Annotated in this window: 20 protein-coding genes and 3 pseudogenes; 13 read left to right on the top strand and 10 right to left on the bottom strand. The window is 62.7% G+C overall.

The annotated features are described in order from the left end of the window. The first annotated feature begins 90 nt into the window (after positions 1 to 90). From AB1I47_RS04630 to AB1I47_RS04615, 4 genes are all read left to right on the top strand, one after another. On the top strand, positions 91 to 915 hold the full coding sequence (locus tag AB1I47_RS04630) for an alpha/beta fold hydrolase (protein WP_354682665.1): 825 nt from the start codon (positions 91 to 93) through the stop codon (positions 913 to 915). A gap of 78 nt (positions 916 to 993) precedes the next feature. Next, the gene (locus tag AB1I47_RS04625) at positions 994 to 1,491 is read left to right on the top strand and encodes a DUF2306 domain-containing protein (RefSeq protein ID WP_354682594.1); all 498 of its coding nucleotides are present in this window, start codon (positions 994 to 996) and stop codon (positions 1,489 to 1,491) included. Between the two features lie 18 nt (positions 1,492 to 1,509). Continuing rightward, positions 1,510 to 1,704, top strand: coding sequence for a hypothetical protein (locus AB1I47_RS04620; RefSeq protein WP_354682593.1), 195 nt, complete (start codon positions 1,510 to 1,512; stop codon positions 1,702 to 1,704). Between the two features lie 192 nt (positions 1,705 to 1,896). Beyond that, positions 1,897 to 2,832 carry an alpha/beta fold hydrolase gene (locus AB1I47_RS04615; protein ID WP_354682592.1) on the top strand — a complete coding sequence of 312 codons (936 nt, stop codon included), beginning with the start codon at positions 1,897 to 1,899 and terminating at the stop codon, positions 2,830 to 2,832. Positions 2,833 to 2,943: 111 nt separating this feature from the next. Here AB1I47_RS04615 and AB1I47_RS04610 read toward each other — a convergent pair. The 5 genes and pseudogenes from AB1I47_RS04610 to AB1I47_RS04590 form a co-directional block, all read right to left on the bottom strand. Next, positions 2,944 to 3,321, bottom strand: a pseudogene (locus AB1I47_RS04610) (site-specific integrase); the annotation flags it as partial. A gap of 282 nt (positions 3,322 to 3,603) precedes the next feature. Further along, the gene (locus AB1I47_RS04605; RefSeq protein ID WP_354682591.1) at positions 3,604 to 4,590 is read right to left on the bottom strand and encodes an MBL fold metallo-hydrolase; all 987 of its coding nucleotides are present in this window, start codon (positions 4,588 to 4,590) and stop codon (positions 3,604 to 3,606) included. 144 nt (positions 4,591 to 4,734) lie between these two features. Next, a complete protein-coding gene (locus tag AB1I47_RS04600) occupies positions 4,735 to 6,084 on the bottom strand; it encodes an amidase (RefSeq protein WP_354682590.1) in 1,350 nt (449 codons plus the stop codon). Between the two features lie 3 nt (positions 6,085 to 6,087). Next, positions 6,088 to 6,279 carry a hypothetical protein gene (locus AB1I47_RS04595; protein ID WP_354682589.1) on the bottom strand — a complete coding sequence of 64 codons (192 nt, stop codon included), beginning with the start codon at positions 6,277 to 6,279 and terminating at the stop codon, positions 6,088 to 6,090. Positions 6,280 to 6,303: 24 nt separating this feature from the next. Next, positions 6,304 to 7,173, bottom strand: coding sequence for an MBL fold metallo-hydrolase (locus tag AB1I47_RS04590; RefSeq protein WP_354682588.1), 870 nt, complete (start codon positions 7,171 to 7,173; stop codon positions 6,304 to 6,306). A 139-nt stretch (positions 7,174 to 7,312) separates the two neighbouring features. On the opposite strand from AB1I47_RS04590, the gene AB1I47_RS04585 reads away from it, so the two are divergent. Next, positions 7,313 to 8,233 carry a LysR family transcriptional regulator gene (locus AB1I47_RS04585; protein ID WP_354682587.1) on the top strand — a complete coding sequence of 307 codons (921 nt, stop codon included), beginning with the start codon at positions 7,313 to 7,315 and terminating at the stop codon, positions 8,231 to 8,233. Between the two features lie 108 nt (positions 8,234 to 8,341). Beyond that, entirely contained in the window at positions 8,342 to 8,863 is a 522-nt protein-coding gene (locus AB1I47_RS04580) for a DMT family transporter (protein ID WP_354682586.1), read from the top strand. A gap of 740 nt (positions 8,864 to 9,603) precedes the next feature. On the opposite strand, the gene AB1I47_RS04575 is transcribed toward AB1I47_RS04580, so the two are convergent. Then, on the bottom strand, positions 9,604 to 9,864 hold the full coding sequence (locus AB1I47_RS04575) for a hypothetical protein (protein ID WP_354682585.1): 261 nt from the start codon (positions 9,862 to 9,864) through the stop codon (positions 9,604 to 9,606). 111 nt (positions 9,865 to 9,975) lie between these two features. Next, positions 9,976 to 10,659, bottom strand: a pseudogene (locus AB1I47_RS04570) (tyrosine-type recombinase/integrase); the annotation flags it as partial. A gap of 13 nt (positions 10,660 to 10,672) precedes the next feature. Here AB1I47_RS04570 and AB1I47_RS04565 point away from each other — a divergent pair. Next, positions 10,673 to 10,837 (top strand): annotated as a pseudogene (locus AB1I47_RS04565) (site-specific integrase); the annotation flags it as partial. 670 nt (positions 10,838 to 11,507) lie between these two features. After that, a complete protein-coding gene (locus AB1I47_RS04560) occupies positions 11,508 to 12,302 on the top strand; it encodes a type IV pili methyl-accepting chemotaxis transducer N-terminal domain-containing protein (protein ID WP_354682584.1) in 795 nt (264 codons plus the stop codon). 71 nt (positions 12,303 to 12,373) lie between these two features. Here the strand turns inward: AB1I47_RS04560 and AB1I47_RS04555 are convergent, their stop codons facing one another. The 3 genes from AB1I47_RS04555 to senA form a co-directional block, all read right to left on the bottom strand. Beyond that, on the bottom strand, positions 12,374 to 13,438 hold the full coding sequence (locus tag AB1I47_RS04555; RefSeq protein ID WP_354682583.1) for a VWA domain-containing protein: 1,065 nt from the start codon (positions 13,436 to 13,438) through the stop codon (positions 12,374 to 12,376). A gap of 434 nt (positions 13,439 to 13,872) precedes the next feature. Further along, the gene (locus AB1I47_RS04550) at positions 13,873 to 14,325 is read right to left on the bottom strand and encodes a group I truncated hemoglobin (protein ID WP_354682582.1); all 453 of its coding nucleotides are present in this window, start codon (positions 14,323 to 14,325) and stop codon (positions 13,873 to 13,875) included. Between the two features lie 421 nt (positions 14,326 to 14,746). Next, entirely contained in the window at positions 14,747 to 15,946 is a 1,200-nt protein-coding gene (senA, locus tag AB1I47_RS04545) for a selenoneine synthase SenA (protein ID WP_354682581.1), read from the bottom strand. On the opposite strand from senA, the gene senB reads away from it, so the two are divergent. From senB to phnE, 5 genes are all read left to right on the top strand, one after another. Next, positions 15,945 to 16,940 carry a selenoneine biosynthesis selenosugar synthase SenB gene (gene senB, locus AB1I47_RS04540; RefSeq protein ID WP_354682664.1) on the top strand — a complete coding sequence of 332 codons (996 nt, stop codon included), beginning with the start codon at positions 15,945 to 15,947 and terminating at the stop codon, positions 16,938 to 16,940. The genes senA and senB overlap by 2 nt on opposite strands. 203 nt (positions 16,941 to 17,143) lie before the next feature. Next, positions 17,144 to 18,010: a putative selenate ABC transporter substrate-binding protein gene (locus AB1I47_RS04535; RefSeq protein ID WP_354682580.1), complete on the top strand. Its 867-nt coding sequence runs from the start codon at positions 17,144 to 17,146 to the stop codon at positions 18,008 to 18,010. After that, a complete protein-coding gene (locus tag AB1I47_RS04530; protein WP_354682579.1) occupies positions 18,007 to 18,846 on the top strand; it encodes a phosphonate ABC transporter ATP-binding protein in 840 nt (279 codons plus the stop codon). The genes AB1I47_RS04535 and AB1I47_RS04530 overlap by 4 nt, the downstream gene beginning before the upstream one ends. Then, the gene (locus AB1I47_RS04525) at positions 18,843 to 19,664 is read left to right on the top strand and encodes a PhnE/PtxC family ABC transporter permease (protein WP_354682578.1); all 822 of its coding nucleotides are present in this window, start codon (positions 18,843 to 18,845) and stop codon (positions 19,662 to 19,664) included. The genes AB1I47_RS04530 and AB1I47_RS04525 overlap by 4 nt, the downstream gene beginning before the upstream one ends. 3 nt (positions 19,665 to 19,667) lie before the next feature. Continuing rightward, positions 19,668 to 20,462: a phosphonate ABC transporter, permease protein PhnE gene (gene phnE, locus AB1I47_RS04520; RefSeq protein WP_354682577.1), complete on the top strand. Its 795-nt coding sequence runs from the start codon at positions 19,668 to 19,670 to the stop codon at positions 20,460 to 20,462. Positions 20,463 to 20,942: the final 480 nt, after the last annotated feature.

Below are 20,942 nucleotides of genomic sequence, written 5' to 3'. Positions count from 1 at the left end.
GCGGCATGGCTTTCGATGTCCCGCGCAGCGGACGCCGCCACCAATGCAACCGTCCCGGCGAGCACGGGCAACCAACAAGGAGACAATGCCATGCATACGGTCAGAACAAAGGACGGCGTCGACATATTTTACAAAGACTGGGGCAGTGGCCAGCCCATTGTTTTCTCCCACGGATGGCCTCTGAGCGCGGACGACTGGGACGCGCAGATGATGTTCTTCCTGAACCACGGATTCCGGGTGATCGCCCATGACCGGCGTGGCCACGGCAGGTCGACCCAGATCGCCAGCGGTCACGACATGAACCACTATGCCGACGATCTGGCAACCGTGACGTCCCATCTAGACCTGAAGAACGCCATCCATGTCGGCCACTCCACCGGCGGGGGCGAAGTCGTCCGCTATCTGGCTCGACACGGGGAAAGTCGCGTTGCGAAAGCCGTGCTGATCGCCGCGGTGCCACCATTGATGGTCAAGACTGAGGCCAATCCAGGTGGATTGCCGAAGGACGTCTTCGACGGCTTCCAGGCGCAGGTAGCAAACAACCGGGCACAGTTCTACCGTGACATTCCAGCCGGTCCCTTCTACGGTTTCAATCGACCGGGCGTCAAGGCGGACGAAGGAGTCATCGCGAACTGGTGGCGGCAGGGCATGCAGGGAGGCGCCAAGGCGCACTACGACGGCATCGTCGCCTTCTCACAGACCGATTTCACGGAGGATCTGAAGAAGATCACTGTGCCGACGCTGGTAATGCATGGCGACGACGACCAGATTGTGCCCTATGCCGACTCAGCACCCCTTTCGGCAAAGCTGTTGCGCAATGGCATCCTGAAGACATACAAGGGATTCCCACATGGCATGCCTACCACGCATGCCGAGACGATTAACGCGGACCTGTTGGCTTTCGTTCGCTCCTGATTATTCCCCCGCTCGCGCAGACGTACTGCCGATACGGATCCTCCACGGCGTCTAAGCAGGCGAACCCGGAGTGCCATCATGCTCAACCTCAGTCCGCTCGGAATACTCCACACCTCGATTGCCCTGGTGGCAGTGGCGTGTGGTCTGGTGGCGTTGTTTAAGCACGGCGAAATCGAGATGAGGACGCGATCCGGCCGGCTTTATATATGGCTGACGGCAGCGACGGCATTCACCGGGCTCTTTATTTTCCGCCATGGCGGATTCGGGCCGCCCCATGCACTGGCAATCCTGACGTTGGCAGTGCTCGCCATTGCCAGTGCCTGCGAGCGACATAGGGAAGCGGGCGTAGCACGCTACCTGGCCGTACTGGGCTACTCGCTTACGCTGTTCTTCCATCTGATCCCAGGATTGACGGAGACCGGCACGCGCATCCCGATCGGCCATCCGGCCTTCAGCGGTCCGGAAGATCCGACACTGAAGGCGATGGTTGGCATCGGCTTCCTCGTCTACCTGACTGGCGCGACGGTCCAGGCGATGCGTATCCGCCGCTCCCACCGACTGACGGTCACCCCCTGAATCTCTGTTGCCCTTGTGATGAGCCATGCAGAACAAGGACAGCCGAGGCTATTTGCCCAACTGCCGCTGCTCGACGGCGACTGGCTGGACGATGCCGATCACCGGAGCATCGGCGAATTGGTGGACGCCATGATCTGCCAGCATCGCAAGATCCGACCCTATCGCGGCACCGAAGGCGAGTTGGTCGATATTTTCAGCAGGCCGACTGTGTAGACGTGACCGGCGGATTCATCACGGCGTCGATTTCGAAAAGGTTTCTGGCCGACGAATTCGCGCTGTTTCCAAACGCCGGATTCCACCGCTGTCTTCTTCGACTGACATGCCGGCACGCTGTCCTGCACCTCCTCAAGCCACTCCCAATGATCCGGTGGTGACATAGCCACCAACTTTCCAGGAGATACGGTCATGAAGCGTTTTTTCGCCCGATGCATGCCAACCTTCGGCGTTCTCCCCACTGCGGCCCACGCGGCTGCCGCCGATGCCGCGGTCTCCGCGGGTACCGCCCCGACGTCCTACGTGACGGTCGAGGGCGACAGGATTGCCTACCGCAAGATAGGGCGGGGACCGACGATCATTCTCGCCAACCGCTTACGCGGGACGCTCGATACATGGGATCCGTTGTTTCTTGACGGACTAGCGTCGCGGTACACCGTCGTCACCGTCGACTATCCCGGCATCGGATACTCGACTGGCAAACTGCCCGACTCCATGGCATCGGCGTCGAAGTTCATCGATGAGTTCGCCAACGCAATCGAGGCCGATCGTTTCGTCATCCTCGGCTGGTCGTGGGGAGGACTTGTCGCTCAGACCTATCTTCTTGACCACGCGCAACGCGTTACTCAGGCGATCCTCATCGGAACCAACCCACCCGGACATAACGATATCCCACTGCAGCAGGTGTTTCTCGATCGTGCATTCAAGCCTGTGAACGATCTGGCGGATGAGGAGGTTTTGTTTTTCGAGCCCGCCTCCAAGGCAAGCCGTGCCGCGGCCAAGGCATCTCACGAACGCATCTACGCTAGGGCTGACGTTACCTCCAAGATACCCGCCAGGCCCGACGAGTTGGCGCCGTACTTCACGGCGGCAGAGGGCTTCCGCAAGGATGAGGAGCACCGGCGCGATCGCATGGGGCAAGTGAATGTGCCGATCCTGGTAATTGCAGGAGACCACGATACGAGCACCGCTGGGCAGAACTGGTTTCCTTTGATCGGGAAGATGCGGCAAGCACAATTCATCTTCTTCTCCGAAGCGGGGCACGCCCCACAGCACCAACACCCCGAACTTATTTCCGACTACATTCACGATTTTCTCGTTAGGACCTCTCGCGACGGCGAGAGATGAACTCGGCGCCAGGCGGCCTTCTTCCGCGACAGTCGTCGACCATGGCTGCCGTGAGGTCAACTGTCTGTGTCAAGTCGGCCGTAGCGGCCGATCGGACGAAGCCGCCCGCGCGGTGGCGTGAAGTCGGCTTGGGAAAAGGTGGTCAGATGAACGGAGCCCTCGTATCCGAATCCAGGCAGCAACGCTCTCACGGGTCTGCTCGGTGATCTCAAACTGCACCGGTCGATGGGTTTTTTGCTGAGTGACTGTGGCTCGGGCGGCCACGTGATCGCCGTGGCATATGTCTTGGACCAGCATTCGAGTCAGATCGCAAGCTCGGAGCTTGCTGTCGATGGCCAAGTTGAATAGCGCAAGCTCGCGAGCATTCGAGGACATTTAGAGTCTGGTGCGGATCGCCCAGATTTCCTTGAGCTTCAAGGGCGGCTTCTGACCCGTAAGCTTCCCTTTGTTCCAAGGAACGTGAGGCGCGGGGGAGGTTTGCGTGTCCATGACAAGCTCCTTTCTGGTGAAGGGAGAGTCAGTTTGCGCCTGCTGTAACGGTCGCTGTCCGACCCTTCGCTGCCGTTGGAGACTCGCTAACCCAACGGCGGGTGTTGGGCGCACAGCAGTCATCGAGTTCGTCGCGACGGGATTGAACATTGCAAAGTTTGGGCAATTGCGGCCACTCAGCCAGGTCCTAGTGAACATGTCCCTGAAAAAAAAGAGGCTCCCGTTGAAGCCTCCTTTGTATCCTCGTGGGGAAAAGGTCTGTCGTTGAACTCACCTCTTGAGTTACTGACCACTGCTGTAGTTGGCGGGTACCCAGCTATAGGCCTTCCCATCGCGACGGATATGTCCCAGACCAGGAAAAGAGATGTGCGCTGCGGCCACCCAATATCCCTTTGCGGCAGCATCGGCAAATGCTTTTTTACGCTGCCTTGCCGCAGCAGCTTGGTCCACATCGAAATCGATTGTCACCTCTGGCCTGGAGAACTGCACGCTTTGAGCGTGAATGGTGTCACCCCAAAACTGCATGCGCTTCCCCCGGCTTTCGACTTGGTAAAAAGTGTGCCCGTGCGTATGCCCCGACATGGTTATGGCACGGACGCCAGGAAAAAGCTCGGTTCCTCCGGCAAACGTACGGATCTTTCCGGCGGTTCGGTACGGGGCAAACGACGCATCTGCGCGAGCAAATGCATCCCTCTGCCCCGCGGGCACCTTGGAGCGGTTGGCGGGGTTGAACCAGAACTCCGCTTCCTCCTGATTCACATAAATCACGGCGTTGGGAAACATCGCCTTCCCATCTACCGTCAGCCCACCGGAATGGTCGAGGTGAATATGGGTCAGCAAAACTGCGTCGATATCTTCGGCCCGGTAACCTGCTGCTTGGATATTGGCTTGCAAGGCTCCTGCAATGCCAGGCCCGAAATCGTTGCCGGCCCCAGTATCCACCAACAGCAGCTTTGTCCCGGTATTGACCAGGAAGGCATTGATAGAGGTCTCCGCCTTGGGCATCTCAAAGTTGCGTGCAAGCAACCGCTGAATTTCCGCCGGCGAAATGCCTGCCAGCAAGTGGTCGAGCGGGACTTTGGCGGTGCCGTCTGAAAGAGCGGTGATTTCGTAATGCCCCAACATCATCCGGTAATAGCCCGGCGCTTGAGTACGCACTTGAGGCGCGGCGGCGTAGGCAGAGCGCGGCGTAACGACCGCAATGCTGGAAGTAACCACAAGCGCGCCGAGCATCAGGGCACGCAACGACATAGCGGATCTGGCAAACATGTCTGACTCCAAAGTAGTGGGAGTGATGAATCGCAAGATGACTGGATTCGTAATGGCGATAGCGTCCCAGGTATCCTCCCATTTTTGGAGAGGGGACTTCAAACTTGGCCTGCATCAGCAGGGGGAATTACGAGCAGGCCAGGCTCAAGCCGGGATTTGCGCCTCGATGACATGACCGACGCGCAGCACCGTGTGCTCGTCGAAAGGTTTGCCAATTAGCTGCACGCCGAACGGCAAACCGCCTCTATCGAATCCAGCCGGCACGCTCAACGCAGGCAACCCCAGTACATTCGCTGGTGCGCACAGCCGGACAAAGGCGGACACCACGCTTTCCTCGGCCCCGTCCGGCCAAGTGAAGGTCTCCTGCCCATGCAGCGGCGCAGTGTGTGGGACAGTCGGCGTGAGCAGGATATCGATGCCCGCGAACATTTCCCGCCACGCCCTTTGATGGGCATTTCTCGCACGCAGGGCCAGGATGTAGTCACGCACCGGTACAAAGGAGCCGGCTTCAAGCAGAATCCGCACGTCGTCCCCATACAGATGTGGCACCCGGCGGATGGTGTCCTCGTGGTATGTGGCGGACTCGGGCACCATCAACCCCCACTGGGTCGGGATCAAATAGTCCGGCAGCGGGATTTCGACGTCCACCAGTACAGCGCCGGCGGCGGCAAGTGCGGTGAGATGGCTGTGGACCGTGGCCTTGATGTCCGGAGCGACATGGTCAAAGAAATAGTTAGTCGGCACCCCGACACGCACCCTTTTGATGTCCTGCCCCAAGGTATGGCGGTAGCTCTGCGACCGTTTGGAACGCGGCTGTGCGATAACATCGAGCATCGCCGCGGCATCGGTTACGGTGCGGGTAATCGGCCCGACGTGATCGAGTGAGCCAGAGAGTGGCACCACACCCTGGCGCGAGACCAGACCGAAAGTCGGTTTCAAACCGACCACGCCGCATAGCGCGGCCGGTACCCGGATTGAGCCGCCGGTATCGGTCCCCAGAGCAGCCAGCGCTCCACCATAAGCCACCGCGGCGGCGGAGCCACCACTCGATCCGCCCGGGGAGCGGTCATGCGCCCATGGGTTGTTGGTCTGCGGCGTGGTCAGGCCAAAGGCGAACTCGTGGGTGTGCGTCTTGCCGGTTAGTACCATGCCGGCTAGTGCGAGCCTGTCCGCCACTACGCTATTGGCAGTAGCGACGTGATGCTGGCGGACACGTGAACTTGCCGTGGTCGGCAGGCCTTCGACATCGATCAGGTCTTTCAGGGCGTAGGGAATGCCATGCAACACGCCACGGTATTCGCCTCGGCGGATTTCCAGCTCAGCAATGCGGGCGGCCGCCATGGCGCGCTCTTCCGTGACCGTGACGTAGGCAGACAACTTGCTGTCCAGTTCCTGTACCCGGTCCAGCACGGAGCGGGTCAACTCCACCGGCGAGAGGTTATTGGACTGAATGTACTGGGCAGCCTCCACAACGCTCAATTCAAAGGGTTGCATGGATTAGCTCCAGTCGACGTTGAATGGCTGGGAAAGGCTGTCGTCGGACATGTCGAGCTCGTCCAGCTTGCCGATCACCGAGCGGATGAATGCGAGGGTGCCGGTGACGGCATCCAGGCGTTCAGCGTCAAATTCAAAGCCGGTTTCCTTGGCCAGGGCCTCCAGGGCTTGTGGCGTGACAGTGGTTGAAGTCATTGGTTGCTCCGGGCGTAAGCGGGATTAAACGAACTGCCATTCGAAGCCGCTGCCCTGGCGCCTGACCAGACCGGCGGAGGTGTCGGGAAAATGCGCGGTGAACAAGGTGGCGCCCTGATCCGCGGCGAAGTCGAGGAGCCAGCGGCGCGACTCCCGCGCCGGCTCCTGCTCCCGGCAAAACACCGAGTTCCATTCCGGCCGATACAGTTGGATCGGGGTGTGTACCACGTCGCCGGTGAACAGCGCCGTCTCGCCGCGCGAGGTCAACGAAATCGACATGTGGCCTGCACAATGGCCAGGCGTCGGATGGAAGCGAAAACCATCCAGATACTCGCCCCCGTCGATGCTGATGGAGACCGCCTGCTGGGCTTCGATCACCGGTGCCACGCTGTCCTCGAATACCATCCGCCGGCTGTCCGCGGCCGGCGTGGCGTAGAAATCCAGATCGCCCTGCGACATCACGTACTTCGCGTTCGGAAAGGTCGGCACCCAACGGCCATCGACCAGGCGCGTGTTCCAGCCGACATGGTCGGCATGCAGGTGCGTCAGCAGCACGTGATTCACGTCCCCCGGCTGGATGCCCAGCGCGGCCAGGCGTTCCAAATAAGGCGTTTGCAACATGTGGAACAGCTTGCTGAACGGGCGCTCCTTGTTGTTGCCGACCCCGGTATCGATCAGGAAGATCTGCCCGCCCCATTCGACTACCCAGGTATGGACACTGAGAATCACATGCTCGCCCGTCTCGTCAAGCAGGCGGCGCAATTGTGGCTGTTCGTTCAGCACGTCGGCGCTCCAGTCGCCGTACAGGAACGATGGCGTCAGACCGTGGAGCAGCGTGTCCGTGGCGCGGGTAATCCTGGCGTCGCCGATCCGGTAGGTTTTGGTGGTGTTCATACGCTTCCTCGCTTCAAGGTGGGCAAGTCGGGATGACCGTCTCGTTGAGCAGTACTATCGTGGAATCGGCTGATGCTTTCCAATGCCGATTTCCTAACATGCGATAAATTCGAAGCATCGCTCATCCGAGAGACTCAACGTGGAATTGCGCCATCTTCGCTATTTCATGGCCGTGGCCGAATTCGAAAGCGTGCGCCTGGCCTCCGAGCATCTGCACATTACCCAGCCGGCCATCTCGCGGCAAATCCAGGACTTGGAGGACGAACTGGGCTTTCTCTTGTTCGAGCGCTCACCGCGCGGGCTGAAGGTCACATTAGCGGGGGACAGTTATCTGCGCGACGTGCGCAAAGTGATGGCGGCGCTTGATAGCGCGGCCGAGGTGGCCAAGCGCGTGGCCGTGGGCGTGCGGGGCCAGCTCAGGCTCGGCTACGTCGAGAACGCCGGCTGGGATGGTCTGGTACCCAAGACCTTCAGCCGTTTCCAGGCCGAAGTGCCGGAAGTCAAAATCGAGCTGACCGCGCTGAACAGCCCGCAACAATTGCGCGCGATAGCGGATGAAACGCTGGATGGCGGATTCATCTATCAGTACGGGCCGCTGTCCGGTGAATTCACCACGATTCCCTTGCTGGAATATAACGTGGTGCTGGCGGTGCCGCGCGCCTGGGACATCGACCATGACGAAACCCTCCCCATCGATCTGCGCAGCCTGGCCGACCGTCCCTTCGTGATGTTTCCGCGCATGGCCTACCCGACCTATTACGACCGGCTGATCGGCGCCTTTCAGCAAAGCGGCATCCATCTGAACGTGGTGCAGGAAGAGACGACCGAAGCAGCGATCCTGTCGTTGGTCTGCTCCGGGATCGGCGCCGCTGTTGTCAACTCGGCCAATCTCGGGCGTCCGCCGGCTCAGGTGCGCTTTTTCCGGCTGAACGATCTGTCGATACCAATGCCGCTGACGTTTGCGCATCGCAGTGATGCGTCCAACCCGGTTCTGTCCCGCTTCCTTTCCGTCCTGCATGCCACCTTGGGTGATATGCAAAAGGCATCACCCACCCCATAAAGCGGCATTTGTAGGCATTGCTGCCCTGAGTGATAGTTCGAGTGACCGTTCGCCCTGCCGGTTTCCGGGGCGAAACGCATCACTGACCGCTTAGGAGAAACGACATGAATGCCAGCCAATCCCGGATCCAGGCCAATATCGACGACGCGCTACGTTCCGGCATTGCCGCGGGTCTATTGGCCGTGCTCGGCTGGGCCGTGTTCAATACTGTGGACCGCCTACACCTTCATGCTGAGGCGTTGGAATGCAGATCCGATCTCGTCCGTGGCGGCGGTGAACGTGATTTCCGGCCTCGTCTGCCTTCCGGTTTATCTGCTTACCGGCCACGGACTGCCTGAGGTCAGCATGGGATGGTTTGCCGCAACGGCCTTCATACAGGGGATTGTCGCCGCCCTGGTAACGGTATATTTCTACGCGCAATCGGTCCGCCGGCTGGGCGCTTCCCGCGCCGCGGTATTGCCTGCCATGGTGCCGCCCGTCGCCATTATCCTGGGTGCCATTGTTCTACATGAGATGCCTTCGCTGCCGCAAATAGCAGCGGTCGCCATTGCCATGATCGGCTTCACCGGGGCGGTAGGCGCTTGGCCAGTCTTTGTATTCGGCACCAGAGCACGGGCCAAGTCGTCCTGAAGACAATAACGATTTCGCAGGTCCGTTGACGTAATGCGACCGGCTATCTCGGCTCGGGATAAGCTTCGCGATCACTAGCAGCCGCGATCTTACGATAAATCCGATCCGCCCATTCCAAAGCTGTAACCGCTTCCCGTCGATCTTCCCCGGCGTTGTAGACTACGTTTCCCAGAACGGGGCCAGCTTGTCGCCTTGGAAGGGCGGTCTATCTGGGCAAGCACGCCCGAGCATCACCGGCTATGCGCGTTGGCAGTCGGGATGGTGAAGCTGATCACGCAGTCTGGCCAGTCGCGCCAAGGCCGGCAATGGCAAACGCTTCGCCACCGGCTAACCAGATGCGTCCGTGCACGGACTTCACGAATTCATAGCTGAGTTCGTGGAAGCCCATAGCAGGTGCGACGCTGCTAATCTTCCCAGAGCTATCGGGAGCTTGGGGGCACGGACCAATTGGATGACCGATCAAGGCTATTTAACGGCCGGTCGATTGTGAGGTGGCGAATGGCTTCTTGTGGCCGGGAAGCGACCTTCGTCACAGCACAAGGCCCGGTCATGCTCTCGGTGTACGATGTGCGGGGAGAGCCGTCCCGGTGGGACGGGACATTGTGGAACCTCAAAGTGGTGCATGGGGGGCAGATATGGGGTTTTCTTGCCGAAAATTCCTCATCGCGCGTGACGATACTCTCTGGCAGCTGCCAAGCACCAAATTCCAGCGGATGTTGCGGGAGCCGGCCAAACACTGCTTAGCCACTTTTGCCGGGCAACGCGCACGCATGGCCGATGTGGTCGTCGAACTCGTGGCCAGAGAGCCTGTGCGCGTCGTTCGAACGACGTTTTCCATTCTCACGTTCGATGCCGAAGGTCGCCTCGATCCAGGGGCATTCGAAAGGCAGCAGTTTGCCCTCGCGGAGTCGGTCGTTGCCCCCGTCTTCGCCGCATCCGCGGATGAGAGCAAGCCACCCGTCGTCGACGCGTCCGCGCGATTCATAGCGCAAGAGGGCCAATGGGTTCCGACACGAGCTTTGGCGCACGCGATCGATGAGGCAAACCGGTGGGGCCGATCCATTCGAGGCCGATGGTCCGAGCGCTTCACGAAGGCCAGAGCCAATAAGCGCCTACTGTGGCGCGACGGGCGCCGTGGATGGTTGAGCTTGTTGCTCGCCCACGGTGTGCGCATGCCGCCAGTCGTCCTCGGCGTGCAGGTAGATGCCGGTCGTCTCAATCGAAGCGTGCCGCAGGTTCTTCTGAATAAAGCGGATATCGGTACCCGCGTCGGCCTGGTGCGAAGCTGCGGAATGGCGCACCCAATGCGTCGAGGCACGCGCCAACGTCGCCGCGCCGACCGGATCGCTCGCCACCAACACGGCGGCCGCCCGCCGGAACACCTCCTTCGCGATCAGATAGACCGCCGTCGGCGTGAGGTGCCGCTGCGCGTCGCCGGCGACGCTCAGGATGGCCGGGCTCAGCTCACCGGGCCCCGGCATCGGCGGCAGACCGTGGAACGCGCGATAGCGAGCAAACTCGGCCATCAACGCGTCGCTCACGGGTACCTCGCCCTCGGCGCCACCCTTGCCGACAACGTACAGCCACCAGCGCCCGCGCCGCTGGACGAAGTCGGCTGCTTTCGCGTGGGCGGCTTCGCTCGCGCGCAGCGCCGTATGGTAGAGGAAGCGCATCACCCAGCGGCTGCGCTCGTAATGCTGGCACTCGCGCGGCGTGCCCTGCGGCCAGCCCTCCATCGACGCGAGCACCACCTGCCACAGCGCATGATCGAGGTAGCGCTCGACGCGTCGCGCGCGCGAGCCACGCGTCGACCCGGCGCTGCCGCGCCGCGGCGGCGCTCGGCGCCTATTCGGGGGGCCGCTTGCCGAGCGCAGCCGCCGTCAGGCGCTCGGTATCCTCTCAGGTCTGTTGCACTACCTTGTCGCGGCCGGCTACCTCGCAGGCAATCCGCTTGCCCTGCGCCGCAACCGTTCGCATTTCCGGCGGCGGCGGTAGGCCGTCGGCCAGCTCGCGAGCGGCGGCACCTTCCGCTGGAGATCCAATCCGTACGCGATAGCGATACGTCGATCGATTTCGTTTTCGGATCGGCGGCGTAGAGGAATTTTGGATACCGGGCCACTCCTGCACGGGGCAGCTCAGTTGCTGAACAATCCGTACGCGATAGATGCGTCACGGCTCGGCATCGCCCACACAACCGTGCCTTGGCCCGAGGCAGAGAACCGCCTTTACGTTTCGGATCAAATACTTAAGGCAACTTTGGCGAAAATTTCACGAATTCCGGCCGACCCTCAATAAACGAGTTGGTGCCGGTCATTTAACGTGCAATCGGACTTGGCCATTGCGCAAGGCGATACACCTCTGGGCTGGTACCCATCTGCCGGCCAGATGGAAAGATGATTCCCTGGCGGGCCGGCCCGGTCTGTCGCCTCAAGGCCCCTTGCAAGACCTCTCCCCAACGCACCCATCGCTATGCGCATCTGGCACCAGACTAGTGCGCGGCAGAAATCCGGTCGCTGTTCCCTGCGTCTCAGCCTCGCCGGAGCTTGTGTCAGGTATGGCACACATATTGCGTTTGGGGCAGGCAACGTCGTTGGCTCGAACGGCGCCCAGAAGAGTGCCGTGAGAACTTGATGCGGAGACTGCCTTGAAGCGTTACCTCGGTGTCGTTTGCCTGATCGTCTGCAGCGTCCTGGCGCTTGCCGTGGCCGGAACCGCTTCGGCTGAAACACTGACCGTTAATGCGGCAATCAACAAGGCGGGCCGCCAGCGCATGCTGTCCCAGCGCATGGCCAAGGCCTATTGCCAGGTTGGCCTCGGTGTGGAAGTCGAACGAGCCAAGAGGATCCTCGAGCAATCAGTAGCGCTCTTCGACAAACAACTCATCGATCTGCAGGCGTTCGCGCCTACCCCGGAGATCAAGAACACCTATGCGAGCCTCGAGCAGGCGTGGGCTTCCTATAAAAAGTTGCTGTCCGGCAGCGATCCGAAACTCGAGAACGCGATGACAATCGCAAGAATGAGCGAGGAGGTACTGAAGCTTGCACAACAAGGAACCGTACAGCTGGAGAGATTCTCCGGCACCACGACGGCAAAGCTGATCAACGTTGCCGGCCGCCAGCGAATGCTCTCGCAGAGAATCGCCAAGATCAGCATGCTACGCGCCTGGGGTATCACCTCCCCCCAGCTGACACAGGAGCTGGACACGGCTATCACGGAATTTACCGCCGCGCAGGAATTGCTGACCGCTGCACCGCAAAACACTGCAACAATCCGAAGCGAACTGCAGCTTGCGGGTTCCCAGTGGCTGTTCTTTAAGGAGGCGCTCAGTCAAACCGGTGTCAGTCGAGCGGAGCAGTTGAGAAACATTGCCACGACCAGCGAGCGAATTCTTCAGGTGATGGACGACGTCACTGGCATGTACGAGCGCGCGCTGAAGTAGCGTGCTTTGGGTACGCTTATCGGTGGACGGTTCGCGAAGCGGGTGCCGAAACCGGTCGCCCGCGCTTCAGTTCACCGCCGGAACCACAGCAGCGACAGCCCGCACGCCGCCACCAGCAGCAGGACCGAGGTCGCCGCCAGCAAGGCACTGATCTCGATGTACCTGCGCTCGAGCGCGAAACGGGCGTTCAGCTGGCGATACACCTGCGTCAGGTCCGCAGCCGAGCCAGCCTGGAAGTACTCGCCGTCCGTGAGCATCGCGACCGCGCGCAACGCGGGTTCATCCAGCTGCATAAAGTAAGACAGGTTCGACAATGCCGCTCCCGCGTCCGGCGGCGTACCGAAGCCCACGGTATAGACGCGCACGCCGCGCTGGGCGGCCATGCGCGCGGCGTCCAGAGGATCCGGGCCGGTGGTGCGGCGACCATCGCTGAGCAGGATCACCGCACCGTGCCGGTAAGAGCCGGCCTGCGCCCCCGGCCGCTCCTGCTCGCGCTTGCGCACGGCGTCCGCTGCGGCGGCCTCTGCCAGCGATCTGCCGCCGGGCCCGGGTGCGAGCGACTCGCCGCTGAAGAGGATCGCTTCCAGGTCGATGCCATCGTCGGGGAACAACACCGCCAGCGCCTGGATCAGTCCGCTGCCGGTCGCCGTGCCGCGCTGGAGCTGGAAGCGATCGATCGCGTCGAGCATGTCCTGCCGGTTGTCGGTAGGGGGCAGCACTACGGTCGCCGTGGCGGCAAAAGAGACAATGCCCAGGCGCACGCTGGCCGGCAGCCCGACGATGAGATCCCGCGCAGCCTGCTGGGCGGCGCTGATACGGCTGGGCGCGACGTCGGTCGCCTCCATGCTGCGGGAGGTATCCATGGCCAGTACCAGGGTGATGGTGTCGGACGGCAGCGTGATGGTCGCGGTAGGACGGGCGCAAGCCAGCAGGGCCGCGCCCAGCGCGAGCAGGAAGAGCAGCGGCGGGATGTGACGCCGCAGTCGTTGGCTGCGACCCAGCGCCGCGCGCGGCAGCGCAAGACTGGCATACAACAGGGCGACCTTCTTGCGCCGCGCAATCAGGTACAGGTAAGCGGCTGCCAGCAGGGGGAGCGAGAGCAGCAGCCAGAGCATTTGCGGCCAGAGAAACTGCATGCCCTGCTCCTTGGCGCGTGGGTATTGACGATGGTACTACTGTATTTTCCACGGCGGGACGGGACCTGGGGGCTGCGATGAAACGGGTGGCGATCAACGGGTGGGAAAAAATCGCGGGCGTCCGCGCCGCAGGCTACGCGTGATCCCCGTGCCACACGCCCGAAGTCTTCCGCACCACTCCCGCCCCAACCCCGGGGCGCCGAACTCGGCAAGAATGAACCGCTCGCTGCAAGGACGAGCCACGCGGCAGGCGCGAAGCCCGCTACGTCGGCTCCGGCGTGGAAAGACCTCGCCGTGCTCCCGCCCCAATACGCGCGATCGCAATCTCACAGCGGGCAAGGGTGATAAGTGTCAGCAGCAGATCGAGGAAAGCGTCCAGCGGTACCTTAAAGCTCTAGAGGCCGAATCGACTACGAGACAAGATTGCGCGAAGGTTATCGAGAGACGATGTCCTTCCTCATTGGCCCCAGCAGGCCGAGCAATTCTTTCTGGTCCTGCGGCGGCACCTTGAATTTGGTGAGCGATTTCGCCAGGTCTTCCACCAGTGCATCAAACTCACTATTTGTGATTCCCATACCGGCATGGGCGGTCTTCATGTCTCGCCCGGAATAAGTGCATGGCCCTCCTGCGCCGGCACAAATCTGTTCAACCAGTCTCATCTTCAGACGAGGAATGTTGGCATTGGCAAACTTGGCATTGATGCGCGTGTCGGCAGCCACGTTGCCAACAAAATCGTCCACCACCGCTGTAATTGCCTGGATGCCACCTAGCCGATCGTATAACGAAGGCGATGGCGTGGTCGGCTTCGACGTATCCCGCATCGCGCAACCGCCGAGTCCAACAAAGGCTGAAAGTAGAATGCCGTACAGAAAAGGCGAAATGCGCATGGGGGTCTCCATCTTGTACGATTCAGATTCCGGATCAACCTGAACAACTGCTGGCGCGATTTGCAATGATGGACTGCCGGAAGCTCCCTGACAGAGGGGATTCCGATTTGTTCAGCATAGCAGGAACGAAGATACAGAAGGCTGTCGAATACCGCGATCGAGGAGCTCCGCTCTCCATCAAGCGACATTCGCCACCATCATTTCAGTTGGCCGTTGTCAGGCCACTTTCTGACCTTGAACCACGATGCGTAGCGGTTCGTCGGACAGCGTCCGAGAAGTCGAACTTGTTGTGGTCTGGCGATCCGGTGAATCGGCTCACGGCGAGTTCGAGCTCAGTGATCATCCAGTAGAACGCCAATCTGGTTACTGGTCTTTCCTGGACGGCTTCGGCGGCGATCCGCGATCCCACGCAAAATACCCCTCAAGCACTGCACCGGAATCCGACAAACACGTCACCGCGGTGCGGCAGGTAGAAATTCCGGTAGCGGGGATGCTGCATGCGGGGATGGGCGGCGAACGATCCGCCGCGAACAGCGCGATGCGTGCCAAACCAGGGCGCGGAGTACTCCTGGTAGGGGTCTGCCGAAAAACCCGCATAAGGCAGGAAAGGATCGGCCATCCATTCCCATACCGCCCCACCCCACTGGATCAGGTCGCGGCTCGCCGCATACTCCCATTCGGCTTCCGTGGGCAGACGCTTGCCGGCCCACCGGCAATAGGCCTGCGCTTCATAGGCGTTGACATGGCAGACCGGTTGGTCGAGGGGTAGCGGCACCCACTGTCCGAACCAGCGCAATTCCCAAGGCCCCTGCACGTCCCCTGACGCCTGGCGCCACCGCGCCGGATGAGCCAGCCCGCTCTGCTGCAGCCACGCCAGGCCCTCATCCGACCACCAGCGCCGGTCGCGATAACCACCCGCGGCAACGAATTGGGCGTATGCCGCGTTGCTGACGCATTGGCGGTCGATGCGAACCGGGGCGATCCGGACTGCGTGGGCCCACTTCTCATTGTCAAACACGAATCCGCCGTCCCCCGATGCGCCCATCAGGAAGGCATCGCCGGCGATCGCCACATCGCCGGCGCGGGGCATAAGCGATGGCATCGCAAGCGGAGCATGCAGGGGATAATCGAGCGTCTGGCGCATATAGGTCAGCGCCTCGGCGTGCATATCTTCGTGAAACAGGCCGAGACGAAAGAAATAGAGCGCCTCGTCGGTGTCGTCTGCTGCGGCAAGCCTGTTGCGCACGCCTTCCAGCACCGCGCCCACGTAGTCGCGTATCTCCGCAAGCTGAGGCAGGTCCAGGTGCCAGCGGTCCTGGTGGGCAACGCGCATGGAATCGAACCAGCGGTCTGCGTCGGCCAGCAATGACGGCAGGCCGGCAGTGAATCGCCCATCCTGGCCGGCACGCGGATCCCGCAGTATCCAGTGCTCAGTGAACCAGGCGATATGGGCATACTCCCACAAGGGCGGGTTAATCCCCGGATCGTAGCGAACCTGCCATTGGGACGGCGACAAGTCCTGCAGGATGGCCCAGGTACGCCGATGCGCATCGACGAACGCCTGATCCAGCCCGGATTTGTTTATCCTTCTTGCTGCAATCCCTTCTGCGCCCATCGCCATGCCCCCTCCAAAGGCCACAGTGGCAATTATCAGTCCGGCACTCCGGAAAGCCAATAACGGCAACTGGCAGACCGCCAGTCGCTGGTCCCGCTTTCTGCGCGCCGACTACGATGTCTTGCTGGCCGCCGAGTGGCCGTCCGGCGGCGAGGCCGGCGTCCTGCCGGACTGCATGATCGCTTTGCACGCCCGGCGCTCGGCCGATAGCATCGCCAGGTTCGCCATGGCCTGCCCGGATCGGCCGCTGGTGACGGTGCTGACGGGGACTGACCTGTATCGCGACATCCGCTGCGACGAATCCGCCCGGCGTTCCCTCGATCTCGCCACCGGCCTGGTGGTGCTGCAGGACGAGGGGCCAGCCGAACTGCCGCCGGAGCATCGCGCCAAGTGCCGTGTGATTTACCAGTCGGCGCCGTCCTGCGCGCCGGGTGCACACGACAATTGCACCTTCGACGTGGTACTGGTCGGCCATATGCGGGCGGAAAAAGACCCGCTGACACCCATGCGGGCGCTGGACCTGCTGCCCGACGATTCCCGCGTGCGCCTCATCCATATAGGGGGCGCCCTTGACGATCAGTACCTGCATGCGGCGCAGGCGCTGCAGGCACGTGCCTGGCCGGCAGTGCAGCGCTACCTCTGGCTGGCCAGCCTGCCGCACGCCGAGACGCGGCGGCGCATCCGGCACGCGCAGGCGATGGTGATCTCCAGCATGATGGAGGGCGGTGCCAACGTCATCGTCGAGGCCGTGTGCAGCGGCGTACCAGTGCTGGCCAGCCGCATCCCGGGCAACATCGGCATGTTGGGCAGCGACTATGCGGGTTATTTCCCCGCCGGCGACGCCGGGCAACTGGCGCTTCTGCTCGAGCGGGCCAGCCGGGATGCCGGTTTCCTGGCCTGCCTGCGGCAGCAGGTTGCGCGCCGGGCGCCGCTGTTCGCGCCGGCGCGGGAACGAGCGGCAGTGCTCAAGCTTGTCGCCGATGCCTTGAAACAAGCCTGAGGCCGGCAGTGAGGCATTGCCTACCCCCGGCTCCTCGCCGTGGGGCCCGTATACCCTTATTCCCTGACTTCCCTGATTGACGGTCTCCGCAGCCTCATCAGATCTGCGCGAAGTGACGGTTGCCTGCAATGCGAGTGCGCATGGTGCCCGGGGCGCGGTAGCATAGTCGCCTTGCACACCCGATCCACCAACACCGCTCAGCCATGATTCCCAATGTTTTCCCGCGCATCCTGAAGCGCCTTGCCGCGCTGGCGCTGCTGGGCTTTGCCAGCCTGGCCAGTGCCCAGGCCGTCCTCAAGGTCTCGGCCATCCCCGACGAGGCACCGACCGAGCTGCAGCGCAAGTTCGCGCCGCTCGGCAAATACCTGGAGAAGGAAACCGGCATGAAGGTGGAGTTCATACCGGTCACGGACTACGCCGCCGTGGTCGAATCGCTGGCCACCGGCAAGATCGACTTGGCATGGCTGGGCGGCTTTACCTATGTGCAGAGCAAGATCCGCACGAAGGGCGCCACCATCCCCATCGTCCAGCGCCAGGAAGATGCCGCATTCACCAGCAAGTTCATCACCGCCAACAGCGCGATCCAATCGCTGGCCGACCTCCGGGGCCGCACCTTCGCTTTCGGCTCGCCCTCCTCCACTTCCGGCCATCTGATGCCGCGGCACTTCCTGCTGCAGGCCGGCATCGATCCGGACAAGGACTTCAAGACCGTGGCCTATTCGGGCGCCCACGATGCCACGGTCGCCTTCGTGCAGGCCGGCAGGGCCGACGCCGGCGTGCTCAATGCCTCGGTCTGGGACAAGCTGGTGGAGCAGCGCAAGGTCGATACCAGCAAGGTCCGGGTGTTTGCCGTCACGCCGCCTTACTACGACTACAACTGGACCGTACGCGGCGGGCTCGATCCGGCCTTGCGCAAGAAGCTGACCGAGGCGTTCCTGCGCCTTGACCCGGCCAATCCCGAGCACCGGGAGATCATGGCCTTGCAGCGGACCTCCAGGTACATCGCCACCCAGCCGGAGAACTACGCCGGCATCGAGGCCGCGGCCCGTGCCGCAGGCCTGATCAAGTGAGTTTCCGGCTCGACGCCGCCAGCGTCAGCTACCCCGGCGGGCAGCGTGCGCTCAGCCAGATCGCGCTGTCGGCAGGCCGCGGCGAGCGCATCGCCGTCATCGGTCCGTCCGGCGCCGGCAAGACCTCCTTGCTGCGCTTGCTGGCAACGTCGCTGCGGCCCAGCGAGGGCCGTGTCGAGGTGCTGGAGCAAAGCCCCTGGGCGCTGTCCGCCTCACGCCTGCGGCAGTTGCGCTGCCGCATCGGCATGGTGCACCAGGCGCCGCCGCTGCCGCCGCGCCAGCGCGTGGTCACCGCCATCCTTGCCGGCCGCCTCGGCGTCTGGCCCGGCTGGAAATCCATGCTCTCGCTGGTCTATCCGGCAGACATTGCCGGCGCCAGCGAACAGCTTGCCCGCCTTGAGCTGGCCGACCGCTTGTTCGATCGTTGCGACCAATTGTCAGGCGGCCAGCTGCAGCGGGTAGGTGTCGCGCGCGTGCTCTACCAGCGCCCGGAGCTGATCCTGGCGGACGAACCCGTCTCGGCAATGGATCCCGTTCTGGCCAACCTCACCCTGGGCGAACTGCGCAAGGAAGCCGATACGCGGGCGGTGACCCTGATCGCCAGCCTGCATGCCGTGGATCTCGCGCTGCGCTGGTTTCCGCGCATCGTCGGTTTGAAGTCGGGCGAAATCGCCTTCGACCTGCCGGCCGAGCGCGTGACCGATGCCCTGCTGCGCGCGCTCTATGCCTCCGAGAGCGAGTCACCACCGGTGCAGGGCAGCCAGCCCCTGGTAGTCGCCGCGGCTGCTACCGTCACCACTGGCGGCGGGGCCCGGCCCAGGGCAGCGTGCAAATGACGTCCCATCCACGCGATCCGCAGGCGCTGCGCCGGGCAAGCGGCCTGGTCTTGGCGCTGCTTGTGCTATGGCCCTTGTTGCAGCTGTCCCGGTTCCGCCCCGCGGCGTTGTTCGAGGCCGGAAACCTGAAGGTGGTAGGCAGCTTTGTGCGCAACTTCCTTCCCCCTGAGGTTTCGGCCGAGTTTCTCGGCCACCTCGCCAGGGCAACGCTCGAAACGCTGGCGATCGCCACCGCGGGCATTGCGCTCGCCTTTGTTGTTGCCGCGCCGCTGGCTGTGGCGATGACGGGCAGCCTTTCGGTTTCCCGCATCGGCCCCGGCCCAGGGCGCAAGCCGCGCCTGGCATTGCGCTTCGGGGTGCGCGCCGTGGTGCTGCTGCTGCGCGGGGTGCCGGAACTGGTCTGGGCGCTGGTCTTCGTGCGCGCGCTGGGACTGGGCGCGGCGGCGGGCGTGCTGGCGCTGGCCGTCACCTATGGCGGCATGCTGGCAAAGGTCTATGCGGAAATTCTCGAATCCAGCGACCGGCGCGCGGTGGATGCCCTGCTCGGCGGCGGCAGCGGACGCGTGGCGGCACTGCTCTATGGACTGCTGCCCAATGCCGCGCAAGAGCTGGTCTCGTACACCGTTTACCGCTGGGAGTGCGCGATCCGGGCATCGGTGGTGATGGGTTTCGTCGGCGCCGGCGGGCTCGGCCAACTGATGGACCAGGCGATGAAACTGCTCAATGGCGGTGAAGCCGCGACGATCCTGCTGGTGTTCCTGCTGCTGGTCCTGCTGGCGGACGCGATCAGCGCCCGGCTGCGCAAGCTGCTGGACTGAATCGTGCCGGACCAGACCAGGGCTGCCCAATTCTGCCTGAGCTGCCTGCTCACCCTGATCGCGGTGGCGATCGCGGTCTCGGGCAGCTTTGCCTATCTCTCGCTCGACCTGGGCCGGCTTTTCTCGGCGGAGGTAGCCGGCGAGATGCTGCGCTTCCTGGTGTCTTTCTTTCCGCCCGAGCTGTCGTCCGGGTTCCTGGCCCGAACGGGCAGGAGCATGCTGGAAACGCTCGCGGTTTCCGCCGTCGGCACCTTGTGCGCGGCGGTGCTGGGTTTTGGCCTGGCACTGCCTGCTTCCGGCATGCATGGCAACGCGCTGCGCACGTTGTCGCGCTTCCTGCTGAACCTGTTGCGCTCGATTCCCGAGCTGGTGTGGGCCGCCCTGACCGTGCTCGCGGCCGGCCTCGGGCCGCTTGCCGGCACCCTCGCCCTGGCCCTGCATACCGCCGGCGTGCTCGGCCGCCTGTTCGCCGAAGCGCTGGAGAATGCACCGGGCGTGCCTGCCCGTGCGCTGACGGAAGGTGGTGCTCCCTCTGCGCTGGCCTTCATGTACGGAACGCTGCCCGGCGTGCTGCCGCAGCTCCTGGCTTACGTGCTGTACCGTTGGGAGACGAATATCCGCATGGCGGCGATCCTGGGATTCGTCGGGGCTGGTGGGCTTGGGCAGATGTTGTATTTCGAACTCTCGCTGTTCCGTCTGCCCCAGGCTTGTACGGTGATTATCGCCATGCTTGTTCTGGCGGCCCTGGTCGATGCGGCCAGCGCGGTCATGCGGCGGGCGTATGCGATGGGGCAGTGATGCGCCGGTCTAGTACGATCGCTCACGCGGACAGAACCGGGAACATGTCAGTTGCACGGCGTACCCGGGAGAGGCGTCCCATAACTGGTTATCCCATGACAGCTGTCGCTCAGGTTGACGGCATCGCCCTCTGAGTTCGGTTCTCGCGCGAGGGGGAATTTTCCGACCTTCGTGCAGCAATAACGAAACTCAGTCGAAAGTGCCGGGACATTCGTCATCGCTGGGGAAGCCATGGCGGGTTGCTCAGCTGTCGGGACGTTTCTTGTTGCCGGGAGAGCTTTGGCGGGTTGCTCACGTGCCGGGACATTCTTCATCGCTGGGGGAGCCTTGGCGGGCTGCCGAGGTGCCGGGACAGTCTTCGTCGCTGGGGGAACCCTGGCGGGTTGCTCAGGTGTCGGGACGTTTTTCGTGGCTGGGAAAGCCTTGGTGGCTTGCTCTGCGTTCTGGTCCTCCGCTACCGGCGAGACGCACTGGCCTTTC

Source organism: Cupriavidus necator, assembly GCF_040578825.1.
Lineage (GTDB): Bacteria > Pseudomonadota > Gammaproteobacteria > Burkholderiales > Burkholderiaceae > Cupriavidus > Cupriavidus necator_E.
The sequence above is the reverse complement of the archived record's forward strand: the minus strand, read 5'-3'. Positions and strand labels throughout refer to the sequence as shown.

Bases quoted from the DNA above. Each gene is read 5' to 3' on its own strand.
- AB1I47_RS04525 (WP_354682578.1), top strand. From the start codon at position 18,843: ATGACGTCCCATCCACGCGATCCGCAGGCGCTGCGCCGGGCAAGCGGC.
- AB1I47_RS04535 (WP_354682580.1), top strand. From the start codon at position 17,144: ATGATTCCCAATGTTTTCCCGCGCATCCTGAAGCGCCTTGCCGCGCTG.
- AB1I47_RS04590 (WP_354682588.1), bottom strand. From the start codon at position 7,173: ATGAACACCACCAAAACCTACCGGATCGGCGACGCCAGGATTACCCGC.
- AB1I47_RS04550 (WP_354682582.1), bottom strand. From the start codon at position 14,325: ATGCGCATTTCGCCTTTTCTGTACGGCATTCTACTTTCAGCCTTTGTT.
- AB1I47_RS04615 (WP_354682592.1), top strand. From the start codon at position 1,897: ATGAAGCGTTTTTTCGCCCGATGCATGCCAACCTTCGGCGTTCTCCCC.
- AB1I47_RS04625 (WP_354682594.1), top strand. From the start codon at position 994: ATGCTCAACCTCAGTCCGCTCGGAATACTCCACACCTCGATTGCCCTG.
- AB1I47_RS04600 (WP_354682590.1), bottom strand. From the start codon at position 6,084: ATGCAACCCTTTGAATTGAGCGTTGTGGAGGCTGCCCAGTACATTCAG.
- AB1I47_RS04555 (WP_354682583.1), bottom strand. From the start codon at position 13,438: ATGCAGTTTCTCTGGCCGCAAATGCTCTGGCTGCTGCTCTCGCTCCCC.
- AB1I47_RS04595 (WP_354682589.1), bottom strand. From the start codon at position 6,279: ATGACTTCAACCACTGTCACGCCACAAGCCCTGGAGGCCCTGGCCAAG.
- AB1I47_RS04630 (WP_354682665.1), top strand. From the start codon at position 91: ATGCATACGGTCAGAACAAAGGACGGCGTCGACATATTTTACAAAGAC.
- AB1I47_RS04580 (WP_354682586.1), top strand. From the start codon at position 8,342: ATGCCAGCCAATCCCGGATCCAGGCCAATATCGACGACGCGCTACGTT.
- AB1I47_RS04620 (WP_354682593.1), top strand. From the start codon at position 1,510: ATGAGCCATGCAGAACAAGGACAGCCGAGGCTATTTGCCCAACTGCCG.
- senA (WP_354682581.1), bottom strand. From the start codon at position 15,946: ATGGCGATGGGCGCAGAAGGGATTGCAGCAAGAAGGATAAACAAATCC.
- AB1I47_RS04605 (WP_354682591.1), bottom strand. From the start codon at position 4,590: ATGTTTGCCAGATCCGCTATGTCGTTGCGTGCCCTGATGCTCGGCGCG.
- senB (WP_354682664.1), top strand. From the start codon at position 15,945: ATGCCCCCTCCAAAGGCCACAGTGGCAATTATCAGTCCGGCACTCCGG.